Annotated in this window: 8 protein-coding genes; 4 read left to right on the top strand and 4 right to left on the bottom strand. The window is 73.2% G+C overall.

The window, feature by feature from the left end:
* Window positions 1-42 precede the first annotated feature (42 nt).
* Window positions 43-1,233, bottom strand: a complete 1,191-nt coding sequence (locus tag ACJA3G_RS16240; RefSeq protein WP_406553695.1) for a hypothetical protein — start codon at window positions 1,231-1,233, stop codon at window positions 43-45.
* A 344-nt stretch (window positions 1,234-1,577) separates the two neighbouring features.
* On the opposite strand from ACJA3G_RS16240, the gene ACJA3G_RS16235 reads away from it, so the two are divergent.
* Window positions 1,578-2,702, top strand: coding sequence for an MFS transporter (locus ACJA3G_RS16235; protein WP_406553696.1), 1,125 nt, complete (start codon window positions 1,578-1,580; stop codon window positions 2,700-2,702).
* A gap of 344 nt (window positions 2,703-3,046) precedes the next feature.
* Entirely contained in the window at window positions 3,047-3,646 is a 600-nt protein-coding gene (locus ACJA3G_RS16230) for a cupin domain-containing protein (protein ID WP_406553694.1), read from the top strand.
* A 69-nt stretch (window positions 3,647-3,715) separates the two neighbouring features.
* On the opposite strand, the gene ACJA3G_RS16225 is transcribed toward ACJA3G_RS16230, so the two are convergent.
* The 3 genes from ACJA3G_RS16225 to ACJA3G_RS16215 form a co-directional block, all read right to left on the bottom strand.
* Complete coding sequence (locus ACJA3G_RS16225) at window positions 3,716-4,837, bottom strand: enolase C-terminal domain-like protein (RefSeq protein ID WP_406553693.1); 1,122 nt, start codon at window positions 4,835-4,837, stop codon at window positions 3,716-3,718.
* A gap of 351 nt (window positions 4,838-5,188) precedes the next feature.
* Window positions 5,189-6,961: an NlpC/P60 family protein gene (locus ACJA3G_RS16220; RefSeq protein ID WP_406553692.1), complete on the bottom strand. Its 1,773-nt coding sequence runs from the start codon at window positions 6,959-6,961 to the stop codon at window positions 5,189-5,191.
* 252 nt (window positions 6,962-7,213) lie between these two features.
* Window positions 7,214-9,808: an alpha-L-arabinofuranosidase C-terminal domain-containing protein gene (locus ACJA3G_RS16215; RefSeq protein ID WP_406553691.1), complete on the bottom strand. Its 2,595-nt coding sequence runs from the start codon at window positions 9,806-9,808 to the stop codon at window positions 7,214-7,216.
* A 278-nt stretch (window positions 9,809-10,086) separates the two neighbouring features.
* On the opposite strand from ACJA3G_RS16215, the gene ACJA3G_RS16210 reads away from it, so the two are divergent.
* Window positions 10,087-11,253, top strand: coding sequence for a mandelate racemase/muconate lactonizing enzyme family protein (locus ACJA3G_RS16210; protein ID WP_406553690.1), 1,167 nt, complete (start codon window positions 10,087-10,089; stop codon window positions 11,251-11,253).
* Window positions 11,250-12,323, top strand: a complete 1,074-nt coding sequence (locus tag ACJA3G_RS16205; protein WP_406553689.1) for a zinc-binding dehydrogenase — start codon at window positions 11,250-11,252, stop codon at window positions 12,321-12,323. Before ACJA3G_RS16210 ends, ACJA3G_RS16205 begins: the two co-directional genes overlap by 4 nt.
* Window positions 12,324-12,510 lie beyond the last annotated feature (187 nt).

Genomic DNA, 12,510 nt, shown 5'->3' with positions numbered 1-12,510 from the left:
CCTCACAGGAGGCGGGGGGTGGTCGGGGCGGTATGTCCCTCACTACGCTGCGGGTCCCGGCGCCCCGGGCACATGAGACGACGGTCCCGGCCGGGTCCCGGTCCGGTCCCGGCCGCCGGGACGGGACGCCGACGGGCCCGCCGTCCCGGCGAGGGCCTCCAGGCCGTCCCGTACGACGTCCGGGCCGACCGCGGTGACGGTGCGGCCACCTCGGATGTGGGGCTGTCCCAGGGCGTCGAGGAGGACCATGCCGAGCGCGTGGTCCGGGTCCCGCCGGGCGCGCGGGCCGTCCTCGGGGGCGCCGCTGCCGGTCGGCGGGCGCCGCAGGACTCCCAGGACGTCCTGGACGGTCACGGCCGCGGGAAGGACGTCGGGCGCGCCCCAGCGTGCGAGGAGTTCGCGGTGCGCGGCCTCCCCCTCCGCGTCGAGCAGCCCCATCCGCCGGGCGCAGCGGGCGGCCACCAGCAGGCCCTGGGCCACGGCGTCGCCGTAGCGCAGCGCCCCGACGCCCAGGGCGCGCAGGGCGTCGGCCACCACGTGCCCGTAGCGCAGCACTCCGGCCGGGCCGTCCTCCAGCGGGTCGTAGCAGGTCATCGCGGCCCGGGCGTCGGCGCAGAGCGCGATGAAGGAGACCAGCGCGTTCCTGTCGTACCGGCCGTCCGGCCGCAGCCGGGCGCAGACCTGGTCGAAGGAGCCGGGACACACCGCCAGCACATTCCTGACCAGGGCGTACAGCCCCGGCCGCACGGCGCCGGGCGCCAGCGTGTCGAGGAACTCAAGCTGTGCGCGGACCAGGGCCGGTACCCGGCGCGGCCCGGCGGGGCCGACCAGCGACAGCGCCGTGTCCAGCACGGCGGGCAGGGTGGTCGGCAGGAGCAGAGGAGCGCGGCGGGTGCGCGCGGCCACCGGATCGGCGGCGTCGAGGACGTTCGTACCCCCGAGCGCGACGACCACGGCCCCGGCGGGAAGGTCCCCGGTCCCGGCCACGTCCGGGCCGGCCGCCCGCACCAGGCGGGTGGGGGCGGCGGCACCGAGGTGGTGCAGGACGCGGTGAGCGTGCGCGGCCGGGACGCCCCGGTCGCAGACGACCACGAACCGGTCGGCCTCCAGCCGCCGGGCGATCCCGGTCAGCTCGTCCCACGAGGCGGCACCGGCCCGTATCTGGAAGGGGATGCGGGTGGGGCCGGAGCCGACGCTCCGGTCGAGGGCTACGGGTGGAGCGGAGGAGCACATGAGGGGGACTCACAGACCGGGCACTGCCCGACGACGGGTGGATGCCCTCATACCGTCGGCGTGCCCGGGACCCGGACACATGAGGCCCCGGCCCCGTCCTGGCCCCGTCGTCCGGTCCCGGGCGTCCTGCCCGCCGGGCCCGTCCCGGGTCCCGCCTTCGCCCAGCCGGTGCGTCATGACCGCCGGTGCGCGGGGCGCGCGGCTTCTGCCGGGATCTTCCTGATAGGCAGTCGCGGGTGAGCAACCACGTATCCGCGAGCGAGGCGGACGACGCCGGTCCCGGGCGCGGCGGCGCGGGACGCGACTGGCCCTTCCTCGTGGCCGCCTACGCCTTCGCCGTCGCGATGTGCGGCACGACCCTGCCCACTCCCCTGTACCGCATGTACCAAAAGGAGTTGGGCTTCTCCTCGTTCATGGTGACCGTGATCTTCGCGGTGTACGCCGTGGGTGTCATCGTGGCGCTGCTCCTGCTGGGGCAGTTGTCGGACTCCGTGGGCAGGCGCCCGGTCCTGCTGGCGGGGCTGGTGGCGTCGGCGCTGAGCGCGCTGTGCTTCCTCTTCGAGCAGGGGCTGCCGGAGCTGTTCGCCGGGCGGGTGCTGTCGGGGCTTTCGGCGGGCCTGTTCACGGGCACCGCGACCGCCGCCGTGGTGGAGCTCGCCCCCGCGCGGCGGGCCGCGTCGGCCACGCTGCTCGCCACCGCCGCCAACATGGGCGGCCTGGGCAGCGGCCCGCTGCTCGCGGGCCTCATCGCGCAGTTCGCCTCCGACCCGCTGCGCCAGGTCTTCCTGGTGGACCTGGCCCTGGTCGCCGCGGGCGTCGTCGGCGTCCTGCTGATCCCCGAGACGGTACGGGACCGGCAGGGCGGATCCCGGCGGCCCCGGCGGCTGCGCGTACCCCGGTCGGTGCGCCCCGCCTTCGTCCCGGCGGCCATGGCCGGCTTCGCCGGGTTCGCCACCATGGGGCTGTTCACCTCGGTGGCACCGAGCTTCCTGAGCGAGGTGGTGGGAGTGAGCGAACCGGCGGTGTCCGGCACGGTGGTGTTCAGCGTCTTCGCCGCCTCGACGGCCGGTCAGCTCCTGATGGGGCGGGTCGGTGTGCGCCGGGCGCTGCCGTGGGGCTGCGTGGTCCTGGTGGCCGGCATGGCGCTGATCGCCTCCGCGCTGCTCGCGGCCTCCCTGCCCCTGCTGGTGGCGGGGGCGCTCACGGCGGGCGCGGGTCAGGGGCTTTCGTTCCGGGCCGGGGTCACCGAGGTGGGCGAGCACAGCCCGCCCGAACGGCGGGCCGAGATCACCTCCGCGCTGTTCGTCGTGCTGTACGTGGCGATCTCGATCCCCGTGGTCGGGGTGGGGGCCATGGCCGTCGCCCTGGGCCTGCGGCCGGCGGGGCTGGTCTTCACCGGGTGTGTCGCGCTGCTGGCGGCGGCCACGGCGGTGTACCTGTGGGTGCGGCCGGTGCGGCAGGCCGCCTGAGAGGAAGGGGCGGCGCGCGGGAGCGGACCGGCCGGGCGGGTGAACAGCGCGTGCAGCGCCGCGCCATGGAGGGTTGCCGGTTCTGTGTTGTGGGCGAGCACATCGAGCTAGCCCCACGCGGGTCGGGCCGCCCGCGAGGACGCCGTCCTCGGTAAACACTTCGGCAAGGGCGCCGGCGTCGCGCGATCCGGGGAAGTGACGGGCGTCCCCGGCCACCCACGGGAGAGTGCGGGGCGGGGAGCGGCAGCCGCGTTCGACTGCGGACGGGCGCCCGCAGACGAACAGGCCCGTTGTGGGGTAGATCAGAACTCAAGCCATTATCAAGCGGAAAGAGAAGCCCTCATATGACGCACATCGTCCTCCCCGGCCAACGCCCCGAAGGCCGCCGCGGGTTCGAGATCGTCCTTTCCAGCAAGATGACCGGCCAAGCGGCCTCCTGGGTGGAGACCCGCCAGGGCCCGGCCTGGTCGGGCCCTCCGCTGCACACCCACGCCGAGTCGACGGAGACCTACTACGTCGTCTCCGGCACCCTCCTGGTCCAGGTCGACGACGAGGTCGTCGAGCTGCGTCCGCGCGCCCTCGCCCACATCACCAGCGGTGTGCGCCACACCTGGGCCACGCCGCCCGGTGAGGGCTGCCACTTCCTGACCCTGCACATGCCGGGCGGTTACGAGGACTACCACCCCACCGCGCTCCAGGCCGAGAAGGACAACGGCGGTCCGCTCACCCAGGAGGACCTTTTCAAGATCGCCGCTCGTTTCGACTGGCGCCCCGCCGGGGACACACCGATGCGTCTGACCCCCGACGGCCGTCTCGTGCCCGCCTCCCAGGCCGACGACGAGGCCGCGCGTCTGCGCGCCGAATGGCTGGCCGCCCAGGGCGAGAGCGCCGAGATCACCCCCATCCACGACCCCGGCTTCTACGTCACCAACCAGCCCGCGTAGGGCGGCGGATGACCGCTCCGGGCGGGGGCGCGGGCATCCGCCGTGCCGTATCGCGTCCCTGACCACGCGTCAGGCGACGCGGTACTTCTCCGCCTGCTTCTCCCGCAACGTCAGCCCGAGGCCCGGGGCGCCGCTCCCGCCGGGACGGATCGCTCCCGCGTCCGGGTCGAGCGCGCCCTCGAAGAAGAGGGACTCGATACGGACGTGGTCGTGGAACCATTCGAGGTGCCGCAGGTTCGGCACGGCCGCCGCCGCGTGGGCGTGCGCGTGGGGCGCGCAGTGCCCGGAGACCTCGATGCCCGCGGCTTCCGCGAGGGCCGCGGCCCGCAGCCAGACCGTGATGCCGCCGCACCGGGTCACATCCACCTGAAGGCAGTCCACGGCGCCCGCGCGCAGCATGTGGTGGAAGTAGGCGAGCGTATAGCCGTACTCCCCCGCGGTGACATCCAGCGGGACGGCGGCGCGGACGGCGGCCAGTCCCGACAGGTCGTCGGAGGACACCGGCTCCTCGAACCAGGTCACACCCAGCGCGTGGAGGTGCTCGGCCATGCGGACGGCCTGTTTGGCGGTGTAGCCGCCGTTGGCGTCCACGTACAGCTGCGCGCCGTCGCCGATGGCGGCGCGCGCCCGGGACACCCGCGCACGGTCGCGTTCCTCGGCTCGCCCCCACGACTCACCGATCTTGATCTTGACTCGGGGGATGCCCTGCTCGTGCACCCAGCCGCGCAGCTGACGTTCCTGGGTGGCCTCGTCGTACGTGGTGAAGCCGCCGCTGCCGTAGACGGGAACCTCGCCGCGGGCCGCGCCGAGCAGACGCACCAGGGGCACGCCGAGGACACGGGCCTTCAGGTCCCACAGGGCGATGTCGACGGCCGACACAGCCCCGGCGATCAGCCCCGGGCGGCCCGCGTTGCGGACGGCGCGGTTCATCGCCTCGTTCGTGGCCGGCACGTCCCAGACCGGCCGGCCGGTGACGGCGTCGGCCAGCAGGGCGTCCACCACGGCGGCGGTCTGGGCCGCGCCATAGGTGTAACCGAGGCCCGTGGTGTTTCCCGAGCGCGCCCTGACCAGTACCAGGGTCGTCGAGTTCCACGCCAGGGTGCCGTCGGCCTCGGGCAGATCGGTGGGCACGGTGTAGACGGCGGTCTCGACCCCGTCCACCCACGGGCCGTCCGAACCCTGCTTCGCCATGGTCACGCACCGCCCTTCACAGGCCGGTTTCCCGGTGCTCAACGGTCTTGTGCCGGGTGCCCGGCAACCGGCCGGTCATTCCGGCAGCCTCGCATCGGGCGCGGATGAGTGCGACCCGGATATCGGGGTATTCACCTTCCGGACAGGGGTGAACCCGAGGGGCCGGTGGTCCGGCCCGGTTCAGGTGGTGATGGCGATGCGACAGACAGTGATCAGGCGGCCGAGGCCGGCCGCCCCACGGCCGCCCCTGGACCTGCGCACCCCCAGCGGACGGCCGCTCCCGTACTGACAGCACCCGGACGCCCGGGCCGTGCGCCGAGCACGGCCCGGGCGTCCTGTCCCGCTCCCGCGTCAGACGCGGTGCACGGTGTGGAGCTTCTTGGCGTACGTGCCCGTGCCGTCCAGCAGCGAGGCGCCGCCCAGATCCGCCATGGTGGGGCCGTTGTTCGTCTTGCGGCTGGAGACGAAGCGGCGCTGGCCGGCGGCGTCCAGTCCCAGGTAGATGCCGACGTGGTCGATGGTGATGGTGGGGTTGTCGTCACCGGAGTCGGCGTTGAACAGCACCAGGTCACCGGGCTGGAGCAGCGCCGCCGCGGGCGGGTTGGTCCCGTCGGTCCGGTCAATGCGCGCACCGGGCGCGTAGTCCACCATGTCCCGTGACTTGCGCGGCAGCCGGGTGCGGGAGGTGTCCTGCCCCGCCGCCATCGGTACGCCCATGTGGTAGCCGTACACCATGCGCGTGAAGCCGGAGCAGTCCAGGTTGCCGACCTGCTTGCTGGACGGGCCGGTGTAGGTGCCGTCGGGGAAGGTCCAGCCGGTGTTCATGTACTCGTGGAAGTCGGCGCCCTCGTAGCGGAAGCCCTGCGGGTCCAGATAGCCGTATCCCGCCTCGCCCAGGACCTGCTTGTCCTTGGCGGGCCCGGAACCGCTGGTGACCGCGGGCCCGTCGGCGAGGAACATCGCCGCGTACGCCAGGACGTCCGGAGCCGTGGAGCCGGCCCAGGCGCGGACCGTCTTCTCCAGCTCCGGCGTCCAGGTCCCGTCGAAGGGCTCGGGCAGCACCCGCACCCAGTCGCCGTGCGTGACGCTCGGCGGCGCGGCCCAGGTCGACTGGTCCACCTGGAAGCGCTTCACCGAAAGCTTGACCGGCAGGTTGGTGCAGCCGTCGTTGGCCAGGGCGCGCAGCCCGACCCGGCCCTTGCGGGCGAAGGTGTCGTCGCTAAGGTCGACGTTCCAGGCCGCCGGTTCCGTCGAGGCGGTACGCCAGGCCTTGACCTGGATTCGGGTGCCCTCGCGGCGCACCCGTATCGTCCAGTCGGTGCCGGCGGTCACGCCCGTGGCAAGGGTGAGCGCGCTGGAGCCCGCGAGCAGGTCGACCTTGTCGGCGACCTCCTTCTCCACGCGCAGCTCGACCGCGCCGCTGGTCAGGAAGGACAGCCGGGCCCGGCAGTTGTTGCTGGTGTCCTGGTAGCCGAAGGACAGGGCGTACGAGCAGGCCTGGCCGGTGGGCACCTTGTCGAAGTGCGCCACGGACCGCGCGTCGAAGTCCGTGATCTCGCCGTCGCGCAGGGTGACATGGCGGCTGGCGTAGTCGGTGGTGAGGCTGATGACACCGGCTCCCGGCACGACCGAGTAGTCGGTGACGGCGGGTCCCAGCGTCGACCAGCTGCCGCCGCCCGGGGAGGTGCCCCAGTACACGCGGTCGGCCTCGGGCAGCGTGAGGTCCGGCAGGGTGCGCCCGAAGTCGTCCACGAAGGACTTCTTGTTCTCCGTGAACGTACGCGAGGGGCCCGGCAGGACGACGGTACGGGCGCCGTGCGTCAGCAGGGCGACCCGCTTGCCGCCGGAGGTGACCTCGGTACGCGCCGGGGTGCCCGCGAGGACCGCGGTGGTGAGGGGGGTGTTCAGGGTCAGCTGGCTGAAGTAGGACGCGTCCAGCGGCGGCAGCGTGACCGAGGAGCGCGGGGAGGTCAGCCCTGCGGGCGCCGCGAGGGAGCCGGTGGCGGCGGCGGAACCGGTGGAGACGGCGGCGCGCGCCGGAGCGGCGGCGAGACCACCGAGGGGAACGGTGGCGGCCGAGGCCGCGAAGATACCGAGCAGGCTGCGCCTGGAAGTGTGGGACATGCGCGTCATCATGAGGCAGCGGTGGGTGACCGGTGCCACCGGGGCCCTCGGGCGTCCGATGTGCACGACTCGCCGGTTTGCGCCCCGCCCCGAGGCGATACCACGGGACAACCGGGGCATATCGCCCCGAACATGGCCGGGGGACGGTGGACGGGGCGGTCAGGCTCACACACCCGACCGCCCCGTCCCTCGCCCCCGGCCGCGCCGACGACGCCTGCCACACCACCCGGCGCCATCGGTCGCGGCCTCCGCTCAGGCCGTCCGCACCTCCAGGACCGTGACCGAGTACGGGGCGAAGGTCGCCGTGAAAGCCGGCGAGAGGCCCCTGACGGACCGGCTGTGCGGGACCACCGCCTCCGGGTCCGTGAGGGTGTTGGTGGCCTTCCTGTCCGCCCCGGCCAGGACCGTGACCGTACCGGTCGGCGCCGTACGGGCGATCCCCTTGAGGGAGACGGCCGTCCTGCGGGCCGTGCCGCCCGTGTTGACGACCGCCAGGTAGACGCGGCGGGTGGCGGGGTCATGGGTGGTGACGACGTTGAGGCCGGGCAGGGCGCGCACCTCGGTGGGCAGCACCACCGTGCCCCGGTGGGTGCGCAGCATCTGCTGGGCGTAGTAACTGGGTGAGTTGTAGCTGGTCAGGCCGGAGTAGGCGATGAGGTTGGTGGCCCAGGTGTTGTCGTTGACATGGCTGAACAGCGGGGCGTAGGACTCCATGAGGACCTGGTCGGAGTTGCGGATGAGCCCGACCACCCATGAGGCGTCGCCGAGCGCCGCGTCGAGGTCGGGGGTGGGGCGGCCCTCCTGTGCGGCCCACTCCCCGACGAACACCTTGGGGCCGCCGCGGTCCCGGCCGTCGTATTTGTGGGAGCCCGCCTGGAAGGCGGAGGGCGACTGGTAGTAGTGCTCGTCGATGAGGTCGTAGGGCCGGGAGGCGACCGGCGTCGTGGCGATCAGCTTCAGCTTCGGGTACCGGGCCCTGATCGCGTCGTGGAAGGCCGCGTAGCGCTCCTCGTACGAGCCCGATCTGTCGAACCAGTCCTCGTTGCCGATCTCCACATGGGTCAGGGGGAAGGGCGCCGGGTGCCCGTCGGCGGCGCGTCTGCGGCCCCAGGTGGAGGTGGCGGGTCCGGTGATGTACTCGATCTGGTCGAGGGCGTCCTGCACGAACGGCTTCAGGGCGTCACCGGTGACGTGCGCGCCCTGGAGGGAGTATCCGGCGTACACGCACAGCAGTGGGGCGCAGCCCAGGTCCTCGGTCATCTGGAGGTACTCGGGCAGGCCCAGGCCGTCGGTGGACCAGTACCCCCAGGCGGAGTTGCGGTGGCCGGGCCGCTGCTCGACGGGGCCGATGGTCTTCTTCCAGTCGAAGCGGTCGGCGATGACGTTGCCTTCGAGGTAGTTGCCGCCGGGGAAGCGCAGGAAGGCGGGCCGCAGGGCGGCGAGTTTCTCCATCAGATCCACCCGCAGACCGTTGCTCCGGCCCTTGTACGTCGGCGGGAAGAGGGAGACCTGGCTCAGCCAGAGCGTGCCGGCGGCCGGGGCGGTGACGACCAGGCGGGCGTCGAGGGTGGTGGGGGCGCCGGGCCCGGTGCGCAGGATCAGCTCGTGCTTGCGCCACGAGCCGGTGAGCGCCCCCGTGGTCGCGGTGGCGTGGACCCTGCCGTCCGTGCCGACGATCGCGACCGTCAGCCTGCCGGTGACAGAGGGGGACTTCGCGTGGAGGGAAGCGCGGTAGGTGGTGGAGGGGCGGACCGGTATGCCCCAGAATCCCTCGTTGGCGACACCGTCCCCGGCCGCGCTCGTGGTGACGCGCAGCGACTGGGTGAGGGCCTGGCTGAGCGGCTGGGCGGGGTCGACGGCGAAGGTCGCGGCGCCGACGGTGGACCAGTGCAGTGGTGTGGCCGCCGCCATGAAGCTGCGGTTGTTGACGAGTTCGGCGTAGAGGCCGCCCTCGCCGCTGTGGTTGATGTCCTCGAAGAAGATCCCGCCGAGGTCCGGGCTGACCACGGGGCCGGGGCGGGTCGTGTCCACGGTCAGCAGCGGCCGGGTGGTGTCCACCGGCACGCCCGCGAGGGCCGCCGCCTGTTCGGCGGTGAGCGCGGTGTCGAAGACCTGGACGTCGTCGATGAGGGCGTGCGCCTGGTCGACCTGGGCACCGCCGAAGAGGCCGCGTCCGACGGCGGTGGCACCGGTGGCGCGCCAGCCGCCGGTGTAGGGGACCTCGCCCTCCAGGACCCCGTTGACGTACAGCCGCACGACTCCCGCCGCCCTGTCGTCGACCCCGAGGAGGTGGTACCAGACGCCGGTGGCGGGGGCGAAGGAGGCACCGGCCACGGCGGCGGCGCCGTTCCCGGAGGTGGCGTCGGAGGGCAGCCGGGTGAGGGCGAACGCGCCGGTGTCGTCGCGCAGTTGCAGGAAGAAGCCGCTGACCTGGGAGCCGTCGACGGAGACGAAGGTCTGGTACCCGGTGGTGGCGGTGAGGCGGACCCAGGCGGAGACGCTGAAGCTCTTCGTGGTGTCCACGACGGGGCCGGGGGCGGTGGCGTTTCCGTCCATCGAGAGGTCGAGGGCGGACGCCCCCGACTTCGCCGCGCCCCAGCGCGCGGACCCGTTGAGGGTGAGGGAGGGTCCGCCGACACTGTCGGCCGCGGTGGTGCCGGTCGCCTCATCGAAGGCCCAGTGGGCGACCGGGGCGGGGAGCGCGTCGGCCGCCCGGGCCGGGGAGGCCGCGAACGCCGGGCCGACCGCCCCGGCCAGCGGCAGGACGCCGAGGGCGGTGACCAGGGTTCTGCGGCTGGGCCCGGACTCGGGTCGTTCCGCCGGTCCGGCGGAGGTGCTTGAGGTCATGCTGAACTCCTCATCTCTCCATGCGGGTTCGAGATTTCGGACAGTGTTCTGCATTTCGTCGCCACTGTGTCGCCGGGAGCATTCCGCTTCCGCCGCCCCGGCGTCAACACCCACGAGCCGGCCCGACGGCCGCGCGGAGCGCCCACCTGGCCCGACTCGGAAACGGTTCCCGCGTGACCCATTGACACCCGCCACCGCGCGTCATTACCGTCACGCCAACATTTCGAACGCGTGACGAAATATCGAACGGTACGGCCGCAGCCTCGGGAGCAACTGCCTTGCGAATCACGGGAATCAGCACACACGTCGTCGGGACTCCCTGGCGCAACCTCACCTACGTCCAGGTCCACACCGACGAGGGCCTCACCGGAGTCGGCGAAACGCGCATGCTCGGCCACACCGACGCGCTCCTGGGCTATCTGCGCGAGGCCGAGACCAACCACATCGCGGGCTCGGACCCGTTCGCCGTCGAGGACCTGGTGCGCCGGATGAAGTACGGCGACTACGGGCGCGCCGGCGAGATCGTGATGTCCGGTATCGCGGTCGTCGAGATGGCCTGCTGGGACATCAAGGGCAAGGCGCTCGGCGTCCCCGTCTGGCAGCTGCTCGGCGGGAAGGTGACGGACCGCGTCAAGGCGTACGCCAACGGCTGGTACACCACCGAACGCACCCCCGACGCCTACCACAAGGCGGCCCGGGCGGTCGTCGAGCGCGGCTACCGGGCGCTGAAGATCGACCCCTTCGGCACCGGCCACTTCGAGCTCGACCACCAGCAGACCCGGTACGCCGTGTCGCTGATCGAGGCCGTACGGGACGCGATCGGCCCCGAGACCGAGCTGATGCTGGAGATGCACGGACGGTTCTCGCCCTCCACTGCGGTGCGCCTGGCCCGCGACCTCGCCCCGTTCACGCCCGCCTGGCTGGAGGAGCCGGTGCCGCCGGAGAACCTCAAGGCCCTGGAGAAGGTCGCCGCCAAGGTGGACATCCCGGTCGCGACCGGCGAACGCATCCATGACCGCATCGAGTTCAGGGAGCTGTTCGAGTCGCAGGCCGTCGACATCATCCAGCCCGACGTGGGCCACATCGGCGGCATCCTGGAGACCCGCAAGCTCGCCGCCACGGCCGAGACGCACTACATGCTCGTCGCGCCCCACAACGTCGGCGGCCCGGTCCTCACCGCCGCCAGCCTCCAGGTCGCCGGCTGCACACCGAACTTCAAGATCCTGGAGCACTTCAACGACTTCGCGGACGCCGAGATCAAGAAGGTCGTCAAGGGCGCCCCGCAGGTCGTCGACGGCTACTTCGAGCTGTCGCACGCCCCGGGCCTCGGCGTCGAGCTCGACGTGGACGCGGCGGCCGAGTTCCCCCAGCAGCAGGCCCGGTTCGACCTCTGGGCGGAGGGCTGGGAGAAGCGCGCCCCCAAGGCCTCCGGAGCGGCGGGATGAACGGCCGCGAGACCAAGGGCCCCCCGGGCGGCGCCCCGCAGGACGCCGGGGCCCGGGCGACCAGCCGCGCCATCGTCGTCGACGCGCCCGGCACCCACCGTCTGATCACCGTGCCGCGCCCCCAGGCCGGCCCCGGCGAGGTACTCGTCGAGGTCGCCGCCGCCGGGGTCTGCATGAGCGACCGCGAGGTGTACGAGGGCCGGCGCGCCCCCGACTACGTGCGCTACCCCGTCACCCCCGGCCACGAGTGGTCCGGGACCGTCGTGGCCGCCGGGGCCGGGGTCGATCCCGCGCTGGTGGGCCGCAAGGCGGTCGCCGAGGGGTTCCGCTTCTGCGGCACCTGCGAGCGGTGCCGGAACGCCGAGACCTCCCTGTGCGCCGCCGCGTACGCGGAGACCGGCTTCACCCACCCCGGCGCCTTCGCCGACCACGTGGTGGTGCCCGCCCGGCTGCTGCACCTGCTGCCGGACGACGCGGATCTGCGCGGCGCGGCCCTGCTGGAGCCCGCCGCCGTGATCGCCGCCGCCATACGGGCCGGTGCGCCGGAGGCGGGCGAACGGATCGCGGTGGTCGGGGCGGGAACGCTCGGGCTGCTCGCGGTCCAGCTCCTCGCCGCCTCCTCCCCCGCCGAGCTGACCGTGATCGACCCCCGGCTCGAACGGGCCGAGCTCGCCTGCCGCATGGGGGCGACCGAGGCCCGTACGCCCGTCCACTCCGGCGAGGCACACGGCTACTACGACCTGGTCGTGGAGACGGCCGGCGCGCGCACCACGGCCGCCGACGCCTGCCTCCTCGCGCGGCGCGGAGGCCGGGTCGTACTCACCGGGATGTTCGCCGAGGGCGCGCTGGGCATCGACCCGGTGCACCTGTCGGTGAGTCAGCTCACCGTGCGGAGCGTCTTCGGCGCCCCCTCGGCCGCCTGGTCGTTCGCCGTACGGGCCTACGGCGCGGGCCTCATCGACCCGACGGAGCTGATCACGCACGAGTTCCCGCTGGAGCGGTACACCGACGCCCTCGCGCTGGTCGGAGGCGGTGACCCGAAGACCGGAAAGGTGCTGCTGCGCCCCTGAGACGCGTCCGCGCGCCCAGGGTGCCGCGGCGCCTTTCCACCCCCTGTGACCCGAACCTCGTTCGACATATCGAACGAGCTGGACCCTCCCGTACGCGCTCCCCTCCCAGTACAAGGAACCCGCCTGTGACCGACGCACCAGCCACCGACCCCCGCCCGGGCCCCTCGGGGCCCGGGCGGGGGTCGGT

The organism is Streptomyces sp. YS-3 (genome assembly GCF_045257485.1).
GTDB lineage: Bacteria > Actinomycetota > Actinomycetes > Streptomycetales > Streptomycetaceae > Streptomyces.
Note: the sequence above shows the minus strand (reverse complement) of the source record. Positions and strands in the feature narration are given on the sequence as shown.